The sequence below is a fragment of the Allomuricauda sp. M10 genome, from assembly GCF_020782875.1.
Taxonomy (GTDB): domain Bacteria; phylum Bacteroidota; class Bacteroidia; order Flavobacteriales; family Flavobacteriaceae; genus Flagellimonas.
Genome location: NZ_JAJGBN010000004.1, coordinates 115,514 through 136,334 on the forward strand (window position 1 = coordinate 115,514; position 20,821 = coordinate 136,334).

General features: G+C 41.9%; 26 protein-coding genes. 17 read left to right on the top strand and 9 right to left on the bottom strand.

What is annotated here, in order from left to right; genetic code table 11:
• The 5 genes from LKX84_RS11715 to LKX84_RS11730 all read right to left on the bottom strand — a co-directional run bounded on the left by LKX84_RS11715 (position 1) and on the right by LKX84_RS11730 (position 4,696).
• A complete protein-coding gene (locus LKX84_RS11715) occupies positions 1–1,860 on the bottom strand; it encodes a DNA topoisomerase IV subunit B (protein ID WP_228237352.1) in 1,860 nt (619 codons plus the stop codon).
• Positions 1,861–1,965: 105 nt separating this feature from the next.
• Positions 1,966–2,868, bottom strand: a complete 903-nt coding sequence (locus LKX84_RS11720) for a DMT family transporter (protein ID WP_228237353.1) — start codon at positions 2,866–2,868, stop codon at positions 1,966–1,968.
• Between the two features lie 67 nt (positions 2,869–2,935).
• On the bottom strand, positions 2,936–4,030 hold the full coding sequence (ychF, locus tag LKX84_RS11725) for a redox-regulated ATPase YchF (protein ID WP_228237354.1): 1,095 nt from the start codon (positions 4,028–4,030) through the stop codon (positions 2,936–2,938).
• 130 nt (positions 4,031–4,160) lie between these two features.
• Positions 4,161–4,289, bottom strand: a complete 129-nt coding sequence (locus LKX84_RS17945) for a hypothetical protein (RefSeq protein ID WP_262909139.1) — start codon at positions 4,287–4,289, stop codon at positions 4,161–4,163.
• Positions 4,290–4,342: 53 nt separating this feature from the next.
• Positions 4,343–4,696 carry a 4Fe-4S dicluster domain-containing protein gene (locus tag LKX84_RS11730; protein WP_228237355.1) on the bottom strand — a complete coding sequence of 118 codons (354 nt, stop codon included), beginning with the start codon at positions 4,694–4,696 and terminating at the stop codon, positions 4,343–4,345.
• Positions 4,697–4,859: 163 nt separating this feature from the next.
• Between LKX84_RS11730 and LKX84_RS11735 the strand changes: the two genes are divergently transcribed.
• From LKX84_RS11735 to LKX84_RS18005, 10 genes are all read left to right on the top strand, one after another.
• Entirely contained in the window at positions 4,860–5,828 is a 969-nt protein-coding gene (locus LKX84_RS11735) for an acyl-CoA reductase (protein WP_317206474.1), read from the top strand.
• A 71-nt stretch (positions 5,829–5,899) separates the two neighbouring features.
• Positions 5,900–6,964 carry a 3-phosphoserine/phosphohydroxythreonine transaminase gene (gene serC, locus LKX84_RS11740; protein ID WP_228237357.1) on the top strand — a complete coding sequence of 355 codons (1,065 nt, stop codon included), beginning with the start codon at positions 5,900–5,902 and terminating at the stop codon, positions 6,962–6,964.
• A 30-nt stretch (positions 6,965–6,994) separates the two neighbouring features.
• Positions 6,995–7,333, top strand: a complete 339-nt coding sequence (locus LKX84_RS11745) for a four helix bundle protein (RefSeq protein ID WP_228237358.1) — start codon at positions 6,995–6,997, stop codon at positions 7,331–7,333.
• A 34-nt stretch (positions 7,334–7,367) separates the two neighbouring features.
• Positions 7,368–8,321 (top strand): D-2-hydroxyacid dehydrogenase, encoded by a 954-nt coding sequence (locus tag LKX84_RS11750; protein ID WP_228237359.1) that lies wholly within the window; start codon positions 7,368–7,370, stop codon positions 8,319–8,321.
• Positions 8,322–8,398: 77 nt separating this feature from the next.
• Positions 8,399–9,040 carry a DUF937 domain-containing protein gene (locus tag LKX84_RS11755; protein ID WP_228237360.1) on the top strand — a complete coding sequence of 214 codons (642 nt, stop codon included), beginning with the start codon at positions 8,399–8,401 and terminating at the stop codon, positions 9,038–9,040.
• 69 nt (positions 9,041–9,109) lie between these two features.
• Positions 9,110–9,565 (top strand): DUF6146 family protein, encoded by a 456-nt coding sequence (locus LKX84_RS11760; RefSeq protein ID WP_228237361.1) that lies wholly within the window; start codon positions 9,110–9,112, stop codon positions 9,563–9,565.
• Positions 9,566–9,595: 30 nt separating this feature from the next.
• A complete protein-coding gene (locus LKX84_RS11765; protein ID WP_228237362.1) occupies positions 9,596–10,111 on the top strand; it encodes a DUF6787 family protein in 516 nt (171 codons plus the stop codon).
• Between the two features lie 54 nt (positions 10,112–10,165).
• On the top strand, positions 10,166–10,519 hold the full coding sequence (locus tag LKX84_RS11770) for a hypothetical protein (RefSeq protein WP_228237363.1): 354 nt from the start codon (positions 10,166–10,168) through the stop codon (positions 10,517–10,519).
• Between the two features lie 27 nt (positions 10,520–10,546).
• Positions 10,547–11,626, top strand: coding sequence for a TonB-dependent receptor (locus LKX84_RS18000; RefSeq protein ID WP_317206475.1), 1,080 nt, complete (start codon positions 10,547–10,549; stop codon positions 11,624–11,626).
• Entirely contained in the window at positions 11,541–12,803 is a 1,263-nt protein-coding gene (locus tag LKX84_RS18005) for a TonB-dependent receptor (protein WP_317206476.1), read from the top strand. Before LKX84_RS18000 ends, LKX84_RS18005 begins: the two co-directional genes overlap by 86 nt.
• A gap of 41 nt (positions 12,804–12,844) precedes the next feature.
• Here the strand turns inward: LKX84_RS18005 and LKX84_RS11780 are convergent, their stop codons facing one another.
• The 3 genes from LKX84_RS11780 to msrA are packed head-to-tail and all read right to left on the bottom strand — an operon-like array spanning position 12,845 to position 14,322.
• Positions 12,845–13,132, bottom strand: a complete 288-nt coding sequence (locus LKX84_RS11780; protein WP_228237364.1) for a hypothetical protein — start codon at positions 13,130–13,132, stop codon at positions 12,845–12,847.
• A gap of 40 nt (positions 13,133–13,172) precedes the next feature.
• Complete coding sequence (gene folE, locus LKX84_RS11785) at positions 13,173–13,772, bottom strand: GTP cyclohydrolase I FolE (protein ID WP_228237365.1); 600 nt, start codon at positions 13,770–13,772, stop codon at positions 13,173–13,175.
• On the bottom strand, positions 13,759–14,322 hold the full coding sequence (gene msrA / locus LKX84_RS11790) for a peptide-methionine (S)-S-oxide reductase MsrA (RefSeq protein ID WP_228237366.1): 564 nt from the start codon (positions 14,320–14,322) through the stop codon (positions 13,759–13,761). Before msrA ends, folE begins: the two co-directional genes overlap by 14 nt.
• 158 nt (positions 14,323–14,480) lie before the next feature.
• Here msrA and LKX84_RS11795 point away from each other — a divergent pair, with 158 nt between their 5' ends.
• The 7 genes from LKX84_RS11795 to LKX84_RS11825 all read left to right on the top strand — a co-directional run bounded on the left by LKX84_RS11795 (position 14,481) and on the right by LKX84_RS11825 (position 19,555).
• Complete coding sequence (locus LKX84_RS11795; protein WP_228237367.1) at positions 14,481–15,149, top strand: ABC transporter ATP-binding protein; 669 nt, start codon at positions 14,481–14,483, stop codon at positions 15,147–15,149.
• Position 15,150: 1 nt separating this feature from the next.
• Positions 15,151–15,915: a TIGR02757 family protein gene (locus LKX84_RS11800; protein WP_228237368.1), complete on the top strand. Its 765-nt coding sequence runs from the start codon at positions 15,151–15,153 to the stop codon at positions 15,913–15,915.
• A 109-nt stretch (positions 15,916–16,024) separates the two neighbouring features.
• The gene (locus tag LKX84_RS11805) at positions 16,025–16,345 is read left to right on the top strand and encodes an ArsR/SmtB family transcription factor (protein WP_228237369.1); all 321 of its coding nucleotides are present in this window, start codon (positions 16,025–16,027) and stop codon (positions 16,343–16,345) included.
• Positions 16,342–16,836: an SRPBCC domain-containing protein gene (locus LKX84_RS11810; protein ID WP_228237370.1), complete on the top strand. Its 495-nt coding sequence runs from the start codon at positions 16,342–16,344 to the stop codon at positions 16,834–16,836. Before LKX84_RS11805 ends, LKX84_RS11810 begins: the two co-directional genes overlap by 4 nt.
• 60 nt (positions 16,837–16,896) lie before the next feature.
• The gene (locus LKX84_RS11815) at positions 16,897–17,715 is read left to right on the top strand and encodes a LytR/AlgR family response regulator transcription factor (RefSeq protein WP_228237371.1); all 819 of its coding nucleotides are present in this window, start codon (positions 16,897–16,899) and stop codon (positions 17,713–17,715) included.
• A 102-nt stretch (positions 17,716–17,817) separates the two neighbouring features.
• The gene (locus LKX84_RS11820; protein ID WP_228237372.1) at positions 17,818–18,408 is read left to right on the top strand and encodes a hypothetical protein; all 591 of its coding nucleotides are present in this window, start codon (positions 17,818–17,820) and stop codon (positions 18,406–18,408) included.
• Between the two features lie 10 nt (positions 18,409–18,418).
• The gene (locus LKX84_RS11825; RefSeq protein WP_228237373.1) at positions 18,419–19,555 is read left to right on the top strand and encodes a serine hydrolase domain-containing protein; all 1,137 of its coding nucleotides are present in this window, start codon (positions 18,419–18,421) and stop codon (positions 19,553–19,555) included.
• Here the strand turns inward: LKX84_RS11825 and LKX84_RS11830 are convergent, their stop codons facing one another.
• The gene (locus LKX84_RS11830) at positions 19,556–20,695 is read right to left on the bottom strand and encodes a Gfo/Idh/MocA family protein (protein WP_228237374.1); all 1,140 of its coding nucleotides are present in this window, start codon (positions 20,693–20,695) and stop codon (positions 19,556–19,558) included. It abuts the gene before it with no gap.
• Positions 20,696–20,821: the final 126 nt, after the last annotated feature.

A 20,821-nucleotide genomic window follows, 5' to 3' on the forward strand; every position in this document is an offset into this window, starting at 1 on the left:
TTACAGTTGATTTTGCTCAACTAGATCTAGTTCGACTTTAAGGTTGTTTATGATAAATTCTTGTCTGTCCGGTGTGTTTTTACCCATATAAAATTGCAACAGGTTATCAATGCTCATGGCCTTGTCCAGCATTACGGGTTCCAATCGGATATTATCTCCAATGAAATGTTGGAATTCATCCGGGGAAATTTCACCCAATCCTTTAAAGCGGGTGATTTCTGGCTTGCCGGTCAATTTTATAATGGCATTGCGTTTTTCTTCCTCACTATAGCAATAAATGGTTTCCTTTTTATTGCGCACCCTGAACAAGGGCGTTTGAAGTATGTAAAGATGGTTTTCCTTGATCAATTCAGGGAAGAATTGTAGGAAGAATGTTATCAACAACAAGCGAATGTGCATACCGTCAACATCGGCATCGGTAGCGATCACGATATTGTTGTATCGAAGATCCTCCATGGATTCCTCAATGTTCAATGCGGCCTGAAGCAGGTTGAACTCTTCGTTTTCATACACAATCTTTTTGGACATTCCGTAGGAATTCAACGGTTTGCCTCGAAGACTGAAAACCGCTTGGGTATTCACGTCCCTTGATTTGGTGATGGAACCGGAAGCAGAATCTCCCTCGGTGATGAAAAGAGTACTTTCCAGCCTACGATCGCTTTTCATATCCTGTAAATGGATACGGCAATCGCGTAATTTTTTATTGTGCAGGCTTGCTTTTTTGGCGCGCTCCCTGGCCAATTTACGAATGCCCGATAGTTCCTTGCGTTCCCGCTCTGCCTGAACGATCTTACGCTGCAACGCCTCGGCAGTTTGGGGATTTTTGTGCAGGTAATTATCGAGATAGGTTCCTAAAAAGTCATTGATATAGGTACGGACCGTTGGCAATTCGCCCCCCATATCAGTGGATCCCAATTTTGTTTTGGTCTGACTTTCAAAAACAGGTTCCATTACTTTTATGGAAATGGCCGAAATGATGGACTTTCTAACATCCGAAGCATCATAGTTCTTGCCATAAAAGTCACGGATGGTCTTCACCACGGCTTCCCTAAAAGCAGCTTGGTGTGTGCCTCCTTGGGTGGTATGCTGCCCATTTACAAAGGAATGGTATTCCTCGCTGTACTGGGTTTTGCTGTGGGTCATGGCCACTTCAATATCCTCCCCTTTCAGGTGAATGATAGGATAAAGGAAATCGTCCTGGTTGTTGTTGTCTTCCAAAAGGTCCTTCAATCCGTTTTCTGACTGGTACTTTTCGCCATTGAAAATAATGGTAAGTCCGGGATTGAGGTATACGTAGTTTTTGAGCATGCGTTCCACATACTCGTTTCTGTATTTGTAATTTTTGAAAATGGTGTCGTCCGGCGTAAAGCTGATCTTGGTCCCCCTTTTTCTGGAAGATTCTTCCAAAAGTTCTTCGTTGACGAGGTTTCCGATATTGAATTCCGCAGATTTGGATTGTCCATCCCTGGTCGATTCCACCTTAAAATAAGTGGAAAGCGCATTCACCGCCTTGGTTCCAACCCCGTTCAATCCCACCGATTTTTTGAAGGCACGGGTGTCATACTTACCCCCTGTGTTCATTTTTGAGACCACGTCCACCACCTTGCCCAATGGAATTCCACGGCCAAAGTCGCGCACATTGACAACATTATCCTTTATGGTGATTTCGATGGTTTTACCCGCACCCATCACGAACTCATCGATACAGTTATCGATCACTTCCTTGAGCAGGATGTAGATACCGTCATCCGCAGACGAACCATCGCCCAGTTTACCAATGTACATACCGGGTCGCATACGAATATGCTCCTTCCAATCCAGGGAACGGATATTATCCTCTGTATACTGGGTTTCTGCCATGAATCTATAAGGGTTAATCCTTGCTAATATAAAATTTAGGGGCAAAAATTAAGGCGTAGAACCAAGAAAGTAATCAACAATAAAACGAGTAGTTGTTAATATACATCAGGCCTCAGGCCTCTTTTTTCGCTGAACGGAAAGATAGGTGACACCAAAAATCACTACCATCATTCCCAGTAATTGCCAGTAAGTCAATTGTTCATTCAAAAATACAAAAGCTAACAGAATTGTAGAAACCGGACCCAGACTTCCCAAAATGGAAAAGTTGGAAGCACCCAATCGTTCAATGGAGGCCGATACCAAAAATGAAGGAATCAATGTAGCCAATATGGCCATGGCAATTCCGTAAAGGTAAACGGGTAATGGATAGTTGAACATTCCCCACTCCCCTGCGATTAAATAGTGAACCACTATACAACATGTAGAAACGATCATGGCATAACAGGTAAATCGCAACATACCAAATTTAGGAATCAGCCAGCCGCTACCTACCAAGTAGGAAGCATAGGTGATGGCGCTCAACAATACCAGAAATCCACCCCACAAAACCCCGTTGCCTGCAATATCCAATTCATTCCAAAAGGTGATGACTACACCTATGTAAGTAATCATGATCGCCACGGACTGCACTTTGGTGATTTTTTGCTTGAAGAACAACCAAGACAGAAAAACCACGATGGTGGGATACACAAAAAGAATGATTCGTTCCAAGCCGGCCTTGATGTAGTTCAGGCCTAAAAAGTCAAAATAGCTGGCCAGGTAATACCCCACAAATCCAAATAGAAACAACCATGCATAATCCTTTGGATTAATTTGAACGGTTGGTTTTTTCTTTCGAATCAAAAAAAGAATAAAAAGATAAAAGGGCAAGGAAAATAGCATGCGGAACAAAAGAAGGTCCAGAGTATCCACGTGATATTCATAGGCCAGTTTCACCATGACCGCCTTGGAGGAAAACAAGATAACCCCCACGATACCATAAAAGATTCCCAAGCTTTTGACTGACATGCATCAAAACTAAGCTTGAGTAAAAAATTCAATAGGAAAAATTAAATGGAATTACAACGGTCAGTGTTTACACATTGAACCTAAAGTGCATGATATCACCATCTTTCACGATATATTCCTTGCCTTCTACACGCATACGGCCTGCTTCCTTCACCTTGGATTCGCTACCATATTTAATGTAATCGTCATAAGAAATAACTTCTGCCCGGATAAATCCTTTTTCAAAGTCGGTATGGATAACCCCTGCTGCCTGCGGAGCTGTTGCCCCGACCGGAATGGTCCAAGCACGAACCTCTTTTACACCAGCGGTGAAATAGGTTTCAAGATTTAATAGTTTATAAGCGCCACGAATCAATTTGGCGGAACCGGGCTCAGTAAGTCCCAAATCCTCCAAGAACATTTGACGCTCTTCATAGGTTTCCAGTTCAGTGATATCGGCTTCGGTACCCACCGCCAAAAAGATGACTTCAGCATTTTCATTGGCCACTGCTGCTTTTACCTTTTCCACGTAGGCATTACCTGTTGTGGCTGAACCTTCATCCACGTTACAAACGTACATCACAGGTTTATCGGTAATCAACTGCATAGGTCGTACAAATTCTTCGCGGTCTTCCTCGCTGATTTGAATGGCGCGGACCGAAGTTCCGGATTCCAAACCTTGTTTGATGGCGTTTAGGACTGCTTCTTCCTTCTGGGCTTCCTTATTTCCGGTTTTGGCGGCTCGTTTTACTTTTTCAAGCTTTTTGTCCACACTTTCCAAATCCTTCAACTGGAGTTCCATATCAATGGTTTCCTTATCACGGATAGGATTTACGGAACCATCTACGTGCACAATATTGTCATTGTCAAAACATCTCAACACGTGAAGAATAGCATCTGTTTCGCGGATATTTCCTAAAAACTGGTTGCCCAAACCTTCACCTTTACTAGCACCTTTTACCAATCCGGCAATATCCACAATCTCCACCGTTGCAGGAACCACACGCTCTGGATTCACCATGGATTCCAATTTTTCCAATCGTTGATCGGGCACGTTCACCACGCCAATGTTGGGTTCAATGGTACAAAATGGGAAGTTGGCACTTTGTGCTTTTGCATTGGAAAGGCAATTGAACAAAGTTGATTTTCCTACGTTGGGCAATCCTACAATACCGGCTTTCATTTATTGGATACTAGATTTTGGAACTCAGAACACATCTCAAAAATGCAGAAAAATCTTTCTGTACCTTGATTATTGAACATTGTTCATTGATTTAAGGCTGCAAATATAAGTTGAAGTTTTGGTTGGGGGATCAATATTTCCCAATCAATAGGTAGATGCCCATTACGAACAGGGCAATTATGGCCAAAATGGCCACTAAGGATAGGATACAGCCTACCTGCATCCAAATACCGTTGTACTCTTTTTCCTTTTCTTCCATAAAAAAACCCGAACCAATTAAAGTCCGGGCTAATTTACAAGATATTTTACGGATTAATTGTTGGGGTGCATGAAACGCTGCTTGCCCAACAAAACATCTTCACTTTCTACGTGGTCCTCATCGGGGATACAACAATCCACCGGACAAACCGCTGCGCATTGGGGTTCTTCATGGAAACCCTTGCATTCGGTACATTTATCAGGAACAATGTAATAGATCTCATCACTAACGGGATCTTGTACATCATCGGCGTTTACGGCCTTACCGCTTGGCAAAACCACATCACCGGTCAACGATGTCCCATCGCTGTACCTCCACTCATCTGCACCTTCATAAATTGCGGTATTGGGGCATTCTGGCTCGCAAGCACCACAGTTTATGCATTCATCTGTTATAATTATGGCCATAATTTTCTTTTCCTTTTGGGCTGATTCTTTTCAGCATGCTTACTTTTGACAAAAATAAACCCTAGTAATTTAGTGTACAAATTTAATGACGCCGTATAACCAAAGAATAAGAGCTTTTGTCGAACTAGGAAAATACCTAACGAATTTTTGCGAAAAATGTTATGTGAACGATGATTCTATCGACCTTGAATTCAAGGAAATAGTATTACGGGCCGAACAAGAAAACGGATGGTTTACCCAAGAAAATATTTTATACTCCCTTCGGGAATGGGGTAAATTGCTCAACCAGGAAAATATTGAATCTTGGTTGTCACATTATAATCTAAATCTTGTTGACACACCCAAAACGATCGGAATCATCATGGCAGGGAATATTCCGTTGGTAGGTTTCCATGATTTTCTTTGCGTCATCTTATCCGGACACAAGGTTTTGGCCAAGCTTTCCTCCAACGACAAAAGATTGTTGCCTCATTTAGTGAAATTTTTGGTCGGACAAGATCCATCATTACAAGAACGCATTGCTTTTGTGGATGGAAAAATGGAAGGTTTTGAAGCCGTTATCGCCACAGGAAGCAATAATACGGGTCGATATTTTGAGTATTACTTTGGTCAAAAACCACATATTATCCGAAAGAACCGGAATTCGGTTGCCATATTGACCGGCAAGGAAACCCATGAAGAATTGGTTGCCTTGGGCGAAGATATTTTCAGATATTATGGTCTGGGATGTCGCAATGTTTCTAAAATCTATATTCCCGAAGGATATGATTTTGAACCCTTTTTTAAGGCCATGTACAAGTATGGAAATATCATCCACCAGCACAAGTACGCCAACAATTATGATTATAACAAAGCGGTGTATTTAATGAGTGATTTCAAGATTTTGGACAATGAGTTTTTGGTCTTGAAAGAAGAGACTGCCCTCTCCTCGCCTATTTCCGTTTTGTTCTATTCCTATTATAGTTCAGAAGAAAATCTACAAAAGGAATTGGAAGCGTTGAATGATCAAATCCAATGTGTGGTTTCCAAACAAAATAAAGCTGGACATGTCGATTTTGGTCAAACACAAAAACCCCAACTTGATGATTATGCGGATGGCATAGACACCATGGAATTTTTACTTCAACTTTAATGGAAATCCGACCCTAACAACCATTTTTAGATACAAGAATTTTTAAGACCTTTAGCCCGTAAACCAAGGAAATGAAAAAACACAATTTTAGCGCAGGACCCAGTATTTTGCCCAAAGAAGTATTGTTAAAGGCATCAGAGGCCGTTATGGACCTCGATGGAATCGGACTTTCCCTAATCGAAATCTCCCACCGCAGCAAGGAGTTTGTGGCCATCATAGAAAAGGCACGTTCCTTGGCTCTGGAATTGATGGGATTGGAAGGAAAAGGATATCAGGCCATTTTTTTGCAAGGTGGTGCCAGTATGCAGTTTATGATGACCGCCTTCAATCTTTTGGAGAAAAAGGCGGGTTATGTGAATACCGGTACCTGGAGTCAAAAGGCCATTAAAGAGGCTCGTTTGTTCGGAGAAGTGGTAGAAGTGGCCTCGTCCCAAGAAGATAATTTTGACCATATCCCAAAGGGATACAAGGTTCCAAAAGACCTGGATTATCTTCATTTGACCTCCAACAACACCATTTACGGAACCCAGATCAAAAAGTTCCCTGAAACCAGTGTTCCTTTGGTTTGCGATATGAGTTCGGATATCTTTTCCCGTCAGCTCGACTTTTCCAAATTTGACCTGATCTATGCCGGTGCCCAAAAAAACATGGGCCCTGCAGGTGCCACTTTGGTAGTAGTCAAGGAAGATATTTTGGGTAAAGTATCCCGAAAAATTCCATCCATGTTGGATTATTCCGTTCACATCAAGCAGGACAGTATGTTCAACACGCCTCCTGTTTTTGCCATTTACGTTTCCATGCTCACTATGCAATGGTTGAAGGATTTGGGTGGTATCCCGGCTATCGAGGAGCTCAATGAGCGTAAAGCCAATTTGATCTATTCTGAAATTGAATTGAACCCAGTGTTCTCGGGATATGCCGCAAAAGAAGACCGTTCGTTGATGAACGCCACTTTCAACATAACCGATGATGGATTAAAAGATATGTTCGATGAGATGTGCAAAGAAGCGGGTATCAGCGGCATTAAAGGTCACCGATCCGTTGGCGGATACAGGGCTTCTATGTATAATGCACTTCCCATTGAAAGTGTTGGGGTACTGGTGGACATCATGAGTGAATTGGAAAAGAAAGGATAGTTTTATTCGGTGTTCAATTCTAAGTTTTAAGTGTTGATAGAGGACAAAACCTTTAATTTTTCCCTTAGTATCATCAAATTGGTCAAGGATTTGAAAGAAAACAAAGAGTTTGTCTTTGCGGATCAATTACTTCGATCATCTACCAGTATTGGTGCTAACGTTGTGGAAGCCGGTGCAGGTCAATCCAAAAGAGATTTTATAGCAAAAATGGCTATTGCTTCCAAAGAAGCAAGGGAGACACGGTATTGGCTCAGATTGATCAAAGAAAGTAATTTAACGAAGATCGGGACTGAATCTTACTTGGATGAAATCAACCAGATTATCAAAATATTGACGAAAATTGTAAAGACCAGTCAAGAAACCATTTAGCATTTGGCATTCAAAATTTAAAATTTATTTATTAATGAAGATTATATTGGCCAACGATGGATTGGCAAAAGAAGGTATCACATTATTGGAAAATGCCGGTTTTGAGGTTAACCTTACCCATGTTGCCCAAGAGCAGTTGGCAAATTATATCAATGCAAATAAGATTACTGGGCTATTGGTGCGGAGTGCCACCAAGGTCAATAAGGAAATCATAAATGCTTGTCCCGACCTCAAATTGATTGGTCGTGGAGGTGTTGGGATGGATAACATCGATGTGCCATATGCCGAATCAAAAGGTATCCACGTTATCAATACGCCAGAAGCCTCATCGGAATCTGTTGCCGAACTGGTTTTTGCCCATTTGTTGGGAGCGGTTCGTTTTCTACCTGATTCCAATAGAAATATGCCTTTGGAAGGCGAGAGTCACTTCAAATCATTGAAGAAGAGCTATTCTGGTGGAACTGAACTTCGAGGTAAAACCTTGGGCATAGTTGGTTTTGGCAGGATTGGACAGGCAACAGCTAAAATGGCCTTGTCGTTGGGAATGAAGGTTATCTACACCGATCATCATGTTGCCCAGGCCAATTTGGACATTTCCTTTTTTGATGGTCAAACCGTAGGTTTCTCATTGATTGGCCAAGATCTGGAAAGTGTTTTGAAACAATCCGATTTTGTTAGTCTTCATGTACCGGCCCAGGAGGATTATATCATCGGGGCAAAGGAATTGGAACTCATGAAATCTGGTTCAGGGATTATCAATACCTCTCGAGGTGGCATTTTGGATGAAGTGGCTTTGGTAGATGCCTTGGATAATGACCAGTTAGCCTTTGCTTGTTTGGATGTGTTTGAGTCGGAACCACACCCGGAAATCCAAATTTTAATGAATCCAAAAATTTCCCTGACACCCCATATCGGAGCTTCTACCTTGGAAGCTCAGGAAAGAATTGGTATTGAGCTTGCGGAACAGGTGATCAAATTGCTAAATTAATTTAGGTTTAGTACGTTTATCAGGATTTCAAACCCTACTTTTTCGTACATTGTCACTCTAACCTTAACACTAAACACATGTCAGGATTATTGGATTTACTCAATAGCCCAACGGGTAGACAATTGATCAGCGGAGTTGCGGGTCAAACAGGACAGTCGGAAAGCAAAACTGCCGATGTTTTGAGTATGGCCATGCCCCTTTTGATGGGTGCCATGAAAAAAAACACTTCCACACCAGGTGGTGCTCAGGGATTAATGAATGCTTTGAGTTCCAAACATGATGGAAGCATTTTGGACAATCTGGGCGGTTTCTTTGGAGGTGGCGTAGATCAAAGTGCCATGGATGATGGAGCTGGGATCCTGGGACATATTTTGGGTTCCAAACAACCACAAGTGGAAAATGCACTTAGTAGTAAATCAGGACTTGATGCAGGTACTGTAGCTCAAATTTTGAAAATTGCCGCTCCCCTTTTGTTAGGATATCTCGGCAAACAAACTCGTCAACAAAACATCAGTAGTCCCGATGGATTGAATGGATTATTGGGTGGATTAATGGGTGGTACCAAGACCGCCGCCAAACAACAATCCCTTATTGAAACCTTTTTGGATTCTGATGGGGATGGCAGCATTATGGACGACCTTGCTGGAATGGTGTTGAATAGTGGCGGACAAAAGAAAGGTGGTTTGGGAGGAATACTCGGAGGCCTTTTCGGAAAGTAATTCCTTTTATAACTCATATTTAAGAAGCCGTTCTGAACTTTCAAGCGGCTTTTTTTGTACCTTAATGTCATGAAAAAGAAAAAGATAACACACGTATTGATGGCAATGATTTTGCTATTAATCACCTCCTGTTCCACCCAAAAACAGCCCTTGGATATTTCCAACGAGGAACAAGCGCTGTTTGATTCCAAAGAAGAGCAACCCGTCGAAATAAAGGATGAAAAAACAGAATACGAGATCATCATCATTGAACCTGGGTTTAATACGTGGTTGTTGAGTATTGCCAAACCTGAAGGCTATTATTCCCAAAGTTTTTTGGAAAACCGCAATGCCATTTTGGTGATGAATTGGAACCAAAGGGTGCTTCAACCTAATGTTTACAATCCAAATCTGTATGAAATGCAGATCAATTACGATCCCAACATTGATTATGGGTACGAGGTGAATTACAAGCTCTACAATTACTTCATTTACTTTCAAAGAAAGTACAATCAGCGGCTTGGCCCCTTCCTTCCAAGAATTTAATGTAGTATTTTTGCACTACAACTATTTGCTATGCAAAGAATACGACAGCGTTGGGAAATTCAGAAGAATTGGCAATTCCTTTTCCCAGTATTGGGCGTGCTTTTGACTTTGTCGACGTCTTATTTGATAGCAAGAAGGTTCCTACATCTTTTTGGCCTGAACAACACAGCTTTTGAATGGGTGTTTACCATTGGTGTTACGTTGCTTATTTACTTTGTATTGGTCAAATTCTTTTTGTGGTGTTTTAAAAAATTGGAAAACAAATGGAAGGTGACCTACAAATGGGAAATGATTGCCATTTTCATCGTTTTTGCCATCACAGGTAGCTTGTCAGGAAAATTGGCGGGACCTTTGGTGGAGTGGGTTGGACTCGGTGAGGGGGCCGTGCACCAAATCGCGTATTGGACCTTCAGAATCTTGATTATTTTTCCCATCTACCAAGTTTTACTTCTTTTGGTTGGGTGGTTCTTTGGACAGTTCCCTTTTTTCTGGAATTTTGAGAAAAAGATGCTCAAACGGATGGGTTTGGGCTTCCTTGTGCCATAGTTTAAGTTTTTGTTAACACATAAAGAGGAAAGGTCTTCTTTAAATTTGTTGCAAATGGCCTTCAAACTCCACAAACGCGCAATTTCTTGGCTATCCCTCATTCTAATTTTAGGGATTCTTACTCCGTCTGCGGTAAAATTGTCGCATGCCATATCTGGGCATTCCAAGGAGCAAAAATGTCTCTCACACGGTACAAATCATATTCACAGTGGCAATTTTCATTGCGACTTCCATGATTTTACCTTGGCTAACAAGGTACTTTTTACTTCTTCCTTTATATATGTGCCGGTTGAAGTTCCTGAAATTGGACATTGTGAAATCGGTTACCATTTTATCTTCAAACCCTTCAAAACGGAATATCATGCGTTGCGTGGACCTCCGGAGGTTTTAGTATCTACAACCATTTAGATATTACAAACCTTTTTAATCTTTACAATGAAACAAATTTATTTGGCAGTGCTTTGTGCATTGTCCCCCCTCTATATATTTTCACAGAATACATTGACCGGTACCATTACCGATGCAGATACCAGTTATCCATTGGAACAGGTTTCCGTATACTTTCCACAGCTTCAGAATGGCACCATTACGGACGAAAATGGAAATTTCACCTTAAAGAACCTTCCTGAAGGCAATTATAAATTGGTCGTTTCCTATTTAGGGTACGAAACCCATTCCGTTTCTTATCAAATCAACTCGGGAAGCAACGTTTTCGATTATCAAATGGTGGCTTCGGCCATTGAAATGGATGAAGTGGTCCTTTCCACCCCCTTCCATAAACTGGAACGCGAGAACGTGATGAAAGTGGAACAGAAATCCATCGCGGAACTGAAAAGTGAAGGAGCCATGACGTTGGCCGATGGTATTACACGAATCCCTGGAGTTTCTTCCGTATCCACTGGGGTCGGTATTGGCAAACCCGTTATCCGTGGTTTGAGTTTTAACCGCGTATTGGTCTACACCCAAGGGGTTCGCTTGGAAAACCAACAATTTGGCGGCGAACACGGTCTTGGCTTGAACGATGCGGGAATTTCCAGTATCGAAGTCATAAAAGGTCCTGCCTCCCTACTCTATGGCTCCGATGCCTTGGGAGGCGTACTGTATTTAAATCCGGAAGATTTTGAATTGTCGGGGAAAACATCCGGGGATGTGAACTTGAACTATTTTACCAATACGTTGGGTTATGGAACCAATGCGGGCTTTAAAACCTCTGGTGACAAATTCAAGTTTTTGGTACGTGGAGCCATTGCCTCCAATGCGGATTACGAAACAGGAGATGGTACCAGTGTGACCAATTCCCGATTCAAAGAATCGGATATCAAAACTGGATTTGCTTATCAAGCATCCAAATTCAAAACGGAATTACGATACAACTACAACAAATCTGAATTGGGAATCCCCGAAGAAATTGGTGTACAAAATAACGATCGTGACCCATTGCTACCTTATCAGGAAATTTTTACCCATATCCCTGAGCTCCAAGAACAATTTGTTCTTCAAAAATTCGAGTCTTGAGGCCACTTTCGGGTATATTTTCAATGATCGAAAGGAATTTGAAGAGCACCATCATGATGAAGAGGAAGTTCCAGGCGAGGAAGAAGAGCACGAAGAAGAAGGTCCTGCTCTGCACATGGAGTTGAGTACTTTTAACTACAACATCCATTACAATCCGCAATGGGGCAAAACCACTACCATTTTTGGAATACAAGGAATGAGTCAAAAGAATGAAAACTTCGGGGAAGAAGTGTTGATTCCGAACGCGACCACCAATGATTTTGGGGTCTTGGCCACCTCGCACATCCATTTTAACAAGAGCGATTTTCAATGGGGATTGCGTTATGATGTAAGAGGCATTAAAGGTGATGAAAGTGGTGTTGAGGGAGAAGAAACCTATATCGCTGCCATTGATCGGAATTTCAACAGTTTTAATGCTGCTTTAGGATATCGCGTGGATGTTACCGACAATATTTTGGTCCGTTTGAACTTGGCTTCAGGGTTCAGGGCACCCAATTTGGCAGAATTGACTTCCAATGGGTTACATAGCGGGGCCAACCGTGTGGAAATCGGTAATCCTAACTTGAAAAGCGAAAGGAATTTTCAAATTGACCTGGCCCTGGAATATGGCAACAAACACGTAGAAGCCTATATCAATGGGTTTTACAATGGGGTAAGCGATTACATTTACCTTCAACCTACTGGCGAATTCAGGGATACGGACCCTATCTACGTTTTTGAACAACAAAATGCTACTTTATACGGTGGTGAATTTGGATTTCACATCCATCCACACCCCATAGATTGGTTGCATTTGGAAAGCAGTTATGATATTGTCTACGGTCAATTGGAAGACGATACCGACCTACCCTTGATGCCGGCCAACAAATGGACCAACACATTTAGAGTGGAATGGAACAAAAAGGACACCCAATACAAATGCTATGCATTCGTAACCCTTCAAACCTTTTTTGACCAGAACAAAGTGGCCGCATTCGAGACCAAAACGCCTCGTTACAATCTATTCAATGTGGGAGTCGGTGGGGATATCAAGATCTTCAACCAAAAAGTGGGATATAAGATCAGTGGAAATAACCTGTTCGATAAAAACTACATTTCACACCTTTCCAGGTTGAAAACAGATGGCATTGCCAACATTGGGCGTAACGTAGCCTTCAATTTGAGCATTCCGCTTTAAAAAGCATAAGCATTTAGAAGAGAGGCAACGATTGATGAATATCAGTCGTTGTTCTTTTTTTTGGCGATAAGATAGGTGTAAATCCAGGTCAAAGTGAACGTTGGGATAATATCCAGCCCTGGAATCAACTCTTCCGCAAAGGTGATCAAACCGGCGGCCTGCCCTACCCTGCCCTTATACAACCGGGTCATAAGCCACCCCGCAATGGGAGCCCAGATTACATCGGAAAACTCACCCACTCCCGGAATCACAAAGGATAACATACCGATACCATCAAATACCAATCCCAAAATGAGATTGCGATATTTCTTGTCTTTTTCTTCTCCCATAAAGGAAAAATAGGAATTCCCCCCGAATTGTAAAAATCGGTTAGGACAAATCTGAACTAATCAGTTTCAGGAACTCGTTGCGGGTCTCAATTTTTTCAAATTGCCCCCTAAACCCAGATGTAGTGGTCACAGAATTCTGTTTTTGTACCCCACGCATCATCATGCACATGTGGGATGCCTCGATCACCACCGCAACTCCCTTCGGTTTTAAAGTGTTGTTGATGCATTCCAAAATATCGTGCGTCAATCGTTCCTGAACCTGTAACCTGCGTGCAAAAACATCCACCACACGTGGAATTTTGCTCAATCCAACAATATGCCCGTTGGGTATGTAAGCGATGTGGGCCTTACCAAAAAAGGGCAACATATGATGCTCGCAAAGGGAATACATTTCTATATCCTTAATGATGACCATGTCGTCATAACTTTCGGCGAACATGGCGCTTCTTAAAATTTCTTCTGCATCTTGTTTATACCCTTGGGTTAGGAACAACATCGCCTTGGCGGCGCGCTCAGGTGTTTTGACCAATCCTTCACGGTTCACATCTTCACCAATATCGTCCATTATTTTGGCAAAATGGTCCTTCACCTCATTGGTGATTTCAATGTTGTATTCCTCCAAATTTCTATAAGGTGCCATGCTGCAGTTTTTTTGAAAAATAGGTATTCAATTTTTTGATTTTCGGGTCAATAATGACTTGGCAATACGGTTGTTGCTGATGGTCATTATAATAATTATGGTGCTCCTCCTCGGCCAAATAAAAAGGCTTTTCTTCGGAAATGGCCGTTACAATCGGTGATGCAAAGATGCCTTCTTTTTGTAACAAAGCGATGAATTCTTCAGCCAATTCCTTTTGTTGGGCATTGGTATAGAAAATCTCACTACGGTATTGGGTGCCCACATCGTTCCCCTGTCGGTTAAGAGTTGTGGGGTCATGTGTGGCAAAAAAAACTTCCAACAGTTCAGTGTAGGAAACTTGTGAAGGTTCAAAAGTGATCTTGATGGCTTCCGCATGCCCTGTCCTGCCCGTACAGATTTCCCGATAGGCCGGATTTTTTATAGTGCCGCCCGTATAGCCGGGTACAACGGACATTACCCCTCTCAAGCGTTGAAAAACAGCTTCGGTACACCAAAAACAACCGCCAGCAAAGATGGCGGTCTCTATTGAAATAGTATTTTGTTTATCCATTATAGTTCAAAGTTAAACAAAGTTTAGGATATCACACTTTAAATCCTAAACTTATTCCATTCCGTATTAGTCGTACAAATGACCGAAACTTTAATTAAAAACCTGCATCTTTGTGGCTTCGACAGTATTCATTACTTTCATTCCACGAAGCCATTTTTATGATTAAGGCCACGAACATTCAAAAAAGTTACGGAGACCTAAAGGTCTTGAAAGGGGTTGACCTCGAAATTCAAAAAGGAGAAGTCGTTTCCATTGTAGGTGCTTCAGGTGCAGGAAAAACTACCTTGTTACAGATTTTGGGAACCTTGGATATTCCTTCCAATAAAGGCGAAAGTACCTTGTTCATCAATGATACGGACATCAACCAATTGAACGATAAAAATTTGGCCCGTTTCCGGAATGAGCATATCGGGTTTATCTTCCAATTCCATCAATTATTGCCTGAGTTTACGGCGCTGGAAAATGTTTGTATTCCAGCTTTTATTAAGGGTACGGCCAAATCCGATGCGGAAAAAAGGGCGAAGGAGCTTTTGGACTTTTTGGGATTATCCGATAGGTGTGACCATAAGCCCAATGCGCTTTCCGGTGGGGAACAGCAACGGGTGGCCGTGGCGCGATCCCTCATGAACAGTCCAGCCGTGGTTTTTGCGGACGAACCGAGTGGTAACCTCGATTCTGAAAGTGCGGACAACCTTCATAAACTGTTCTTCAAGCTTCGGGATGAATTTGGGCAGACCTTTGTTTTGGTGACGCATAATCTGGAATTGGCCAATATGGCGGACCGCAAATTGACCATGGTAGATGGTTTGATCGTAGCCAAGAATTAAGATGACCAAAGCGGAGTTAAAGGAATTTTTGGACGCCAAAGTGCTGGAATACAACCATCCTAGGTTTCTGGAGGATGACCCCCTACAGATTCCCCATCGATTTACCAAAAAAGAGGATATTGAGATCAGTGCCTTTTTGGCTTCCACTATTGCGTGGGGCAACCGAAAGAGCATCATCAACAATGCCTCTAAATTGATGGACCTTATGGACCATGCTCCCCACGATTTTGTAATGGGTCACCAAGCTGATGATCTTGAAAAACTGTCACGCTTTGTACATCGTACTTTTAATGGCATCGATTTAGGTTACTTTGTAACAAGCCTCAAAAATATATATGCCAACCATAGCGGTTTGGAGGGTGTATTCACAACTTATCAGCAACAGGATTCTATGCAACCGGCCATATCCAAATTCAAGGAAATTTTCTTTGAACTGCCCCATGAGACCCGCACCGCTAAACATGTGTCCGACCCCCTGAAAGGTTCGGCGGCCAAACGCATCAATATGTTTTTAAGATGGATGGTACGTGATAATTCCACTGGTGTGGATTTTGGTTTATGGAAAAACATTTCTCCCAGCAAACTTTCCTGCCCCTTGGATGTACACACAGGTAACGTAGGTCGTAAATTAAAACTGTTGAAACGCAAACAGAGTGATGCCAAGGCCTTGGCCGAGTTGGACAGGAACCTACGAAAACTGGACCCTTCCGACCCAGTAAAGTATGACTTTGCCCTATTTGGGTTGGGCGTGTTTGAAAAATTCTAATTCATTTTTTTAAAAATTTCAAGTGATAAAAAATGCTAAAATATTTTGCGCAACCAAAAAGTTGCATATATATTTGCAACCAAACAGTTTCATAAATCATATTGAGAAGATGAGAAGAGATGTTTTCCAAGCCATTGCCGATCCCACAAGAAGGGCCATCATTGCGCTGATTGCCTTGCAATCTATGACGCCAAATGCCATTGCGGAAAACTTCGATGCTTCCCGTCAATCCATTTCAAAACACCTGCGCATTCTCACCGAATGCGAATTGGTGCATCAAGAACAACAGGGCCGAGAAATTTTCTATTCGCTTAAAATAGAGAAGATGAAGGAAATAGATGCTTGGCTTGAACAATACCGAAAAATTTGGGAAACCCGGTTCAGTCAACTCGAAAACGTATTATCCACCATAAAAAAACAAACAAAATGAACGAACATTTGCTTTTTAACTTCACGGTAGACAAATCAATTCAAACCGTTTTTATTGACAAGGAATTTGAAGCAGAATTGCCCTTGGTTTGGGATGCTTTTACCAAAAAGGAAATTCTGGATCAATGGTGGGCTCCCCTACCTTGGAAATCGGTTACCAAGCATATGGAGTTTAAGGTGGGTGGAAGACGTTTTTATGCCATGGTGAGTCCTGAAGGCCAGGAACATTGGTCGCTACAAAAATATACTTCCATCAGCCCCAAGACCAATTTTAAAATGTTCAATGCGTTTGCTGATGCGGATGAAAACCCACAATTACCAGGCTCTAATTGGGATTTGAGTTTTAGTGAAGAAAACGGCGTTACCACGGTGAGCATTTCCATCCACAATGAATCACTCACCCGAATGGAACAGATGATTGAAATGGGCTTCAAGGAAGGTTTTACTTCGACATTAACCTATTTGGCAAATATGTTAAAATCACATTCCTGATTAGATTCTAGATTTCACCATTTCTGTTCCATGCATTACTTTTAGGGTAGCTAAATAGCCATGGAACAACGAAGTAGGTCACCGTATTATCCTGATATTCCACTTTTTCTGGTACTTATCCCCTTTATCAGTGGATTCAATTATTATTTGACCTACTCCAATGTAAAACTTAATTGGTGGTTTGCTTTTACGTATACGCTGGATACCTTGATCGGGTATACTGCTTGGTTAGCCGTACGAAAAATGATCCTTTGGTTCGATAAGAAACTCCCCTACTCCAAAGGCTTTTCCAAAAGGGTCATCATCCAGTTTTTCGCTACCATTTTCATCGGGTTGTTCATCATTAGTTTTTTGACTGAGCTTTCCAGTTTGATCGTTTACGGAAAGCGGGCACATCCTAGTTTTTATTCGACCGATCTTTTTATCATTTCCATCTGGTTCTTTTTCATCAATGCCATTTACATCATGATCCATTATTATTACAAATGGCAGGGCACGGAGCAGAAAGTGAAGGTGGACAAGAAAAAACTTCAAAAAGGTTTTCTGGTGAAAGAGGGAAAAAATGAAGTTCACATTCCATACCATGAAATTATGGGAATGTCTGTAGAAGACGAGTTTGTGGCCCTACATGCTTTTGATGGCAATCAATACCTTTTGGACAAAACATTGGAAAGGGTATTGGAAGAACTTCCAGAGTTCTACTTCTTTAGGTTGAACCGTCAGTTTATTGTGAACAGAAATATGATCCAAGGATTTTCCAAGTTGGAAAATGGAAAAATCAGTGTTTCTTTAAAAAATCAATTGGCACTGCCTGAAGAAATTCCTGTAAGCCGTACCAAAGCTCCTTCATTTAAGCGTTGGTTTCGGGACATCTCTTGACAATTCACCCCATTTTTTGCTACACTTCAAGGTATTTGAACCTCTTTAACCTGAAATTTTAAAGAAGGGATGGGATATTTGGAGCATTAAATCAATCAAAAAATGAAAACAAAAATTGTATGGATGCTGGTAGGCATCATGCTGTGGCAGTACGGAAATGCCCAATCTTCGGTGGACAATCACCGCAATTTTCCGTTGATCGTCAGTATCGAGTTTCATTCCCTTTCCCTTCCATTTAAGAACAAAAAACCTTTGTTCAGCAATATAGGCATTGGATTGGGCACTGAAGTAAGTCACAATGGCAAGCGAAATTGGGTACAGGAGTTTAAAATGGTCTGGTACGGTAATAAAAGGGTCGGTGGAGGACTTCTTTTTCAGACTCAAGCTGTTTGGAGGCCAACATTATTCAACGATACCTATTCCGAAATCAAACTTGGAGTGGGATACCTCTATGCCAAGCGTCCCAAAGATGCCTATCAATTGACGGATAACGGTTGGAAAAATGTGGGCAAAAAGGGCAAGGGCATGTTGGTGATCCCTGCCACCATAGGATTGGGGTATGACACTTATGGTCAAGGTGCATATGTTTCACCCTTTGCAAACTATCAATTTCTTTTGGCCACCAACTATAATGATAGTATGCCCGTTGTTCCGTTCACCCTGATGGGATTTGGATCTCGTATTCACTTTTAATTCAACATTCATGAAAAAGATATACATAACCATATTGTTCGTTTTGGGAAGCTATTATATTGGATTGGCCCAACAAGAATCAAATCCTAAACATCCCAAAGGTGTAGTCGTGGCTCCTATTCTGAAAGAGATTGTGGAAAATGGATGCCCTGGTGCCAGTATTGCCATTTTAAATGAAGAGGGTTGGTGGATGAAAAGTGAGGGGTTTTCCAATTTAGAAAAGCAACTACCGATGGAAGATTCCCATCTACAGTATCTGCAAAGTATTGCCAAAACCTATATGGCCGTTGCCGTTTTAAAACTGTATGAGGAAGGCAAACTTGCCCTTGATGATCCCATCACCATGTATTTAAAACCCTCAATCTCCAAAATGGTGGACCGGGCAGACGAGATTACCATCAGGATGTTGCTGAACCATACCTCTGGGGTTCCCGAATACAATTTTGACCCCGAGTACGCCAGCACTCTCCTCCAACATCCGGATAAACCATTTACGGCTTTGGATTATATCTCATTTATCAATGGTAAAAAGTTGTCGTTTGAGCCAGGTACCCGTTATTCCTACCGTAATACGAACTATGTGTTACTTTCCATGATTGTGGATAACATCATGGGAGATCATGGAAAATATATAGAGCAGGTCATTTTTGAACCATTGGGCTTGAAGCACACCTATTATCAAATCTCAGATGAAAAATTAAAGGGAGAAAAACTATCGGACAGCTACTGGGACCGTTATAGTGATGGGCTACTGGAAAACATCTCGTACATCCAAAAGCAGAATGTAACCTACATGGTCGGGGATGATGGCGTTGTGACAACTCCGGAAGAAGCAGTTCTATTCTTAAAAGGATTGTTGGATGGGAAATTATTAAAAGATTCCACCTTACAATTGATGAAGACGTGGGTGAACAATGGAGCTGGAAAACCTGCTTACGGATTGGGATTGGGCATAGGGGAAATCCTAGGTCATCCCTATTATGGTCATTCCGGTGGTGGAATCGGTGCCGGTTGCGAGCTCCGATATTTTCCGGAAAATAAACTTTATATGTTCATTGCCATCAACATTGGAACGGTGACCGAAAGCCCTTTGCATGTAAAAATAGGGGAACTTAGGGATAAACTGTTCGCCACTTTGGCACAATGATCATCCTCCAAAACCAAAACCGGGGGCAAAATTCAAATTAACTTTTTGCCCTCCTTTGGCGATGGATTCATAAATGGCCTCCACGATCATCATATCGCGCTTGCCCATTTCTCCCGGAGCCTTATTGGGTTCCCCCAAGAGCACGTGCTTGGCAAAATCGTCCATTTGTAATTTTTGTTGGCTTTCGTGTGGAAATTCAAGAATATCCCCATTGGATGTTTTTCCACTCAATGGTCCATAATTATTGGCCGGTTGCAACTGAACCCAGCCATTGGTGCCCGAAACATACATACTATTCGCATTGAAATTATGTGAGGTGGAGATATTGGCCACTGCCCCACTTGGAAATTCCAATTGGGCCATGATGGTCTCATCCGTATCCTTAAAATATTCAGGTCTGGTACTAAATTCCTGTGCAGAAACCGAAATGGGGTTCTCCCCTGTCCCGTAAATGGTACTTTGCACGGCATAAACCCCCATGTTCATCAAGGCTCCGCCCCCTGAAAGTTTTTTGTTCAATCGCCATTGATCAGGATTCCCGGTAGATCTATAAGCGGCTTCGGCAGATATAAATTTGATGTCACCAAACGTTTTTTCCTTTACAAATTGCTTCACTTGTTGCGTGTAAGGCTCGGAATGTAACCGATATCCCATGCCCAATTTCACCCCGGCAGCCTTACAGGCATTGATGATAGCATCACACTCTTCCACACTGACGGCCATGGGCTTTTCGCAGATAACATGTTTTCCAGCTTTGGCTGCCCGAATACAAAAATCGGCATGCATGCTGTTGGGAAGCACAACATAAACTGCATCAATCGAGTCATTCTTGGCGATATCATCAAAATTCTGGTAATTGTAGATATTTGCTTTTGGAATGTTGTACTTGTCGGCCCAGATTTTTTCTTTGTCCGGGGTTCCGGTCACAATTCCGGCCAAATAACAGTGCTGGGTATCCTGAAGGGCCGGTGCCAATTGGTACGTACTGTAGCTCCCCAATCCTACCAAGGCAATTCCCAGTTTCTTTTTATCTTGGTTGGGTCCCATGGCGCAGGCAAACGAAGTTACGGACATTAGGGCAGCGCTTCCGGCTCCCTTCATCATTAAACCATTGAAATCCCTTCGGGTCAAATTTTTCATCGATGTCATGTTTAGTGTGCTGTACTAAAAATACATATAATGATTGAACCTTTATAATTTTATGTTTTTACGATTCCTTTAACAGAAATAGACCTTTCAAAATCCTTACTTTTATTGACTAGACTA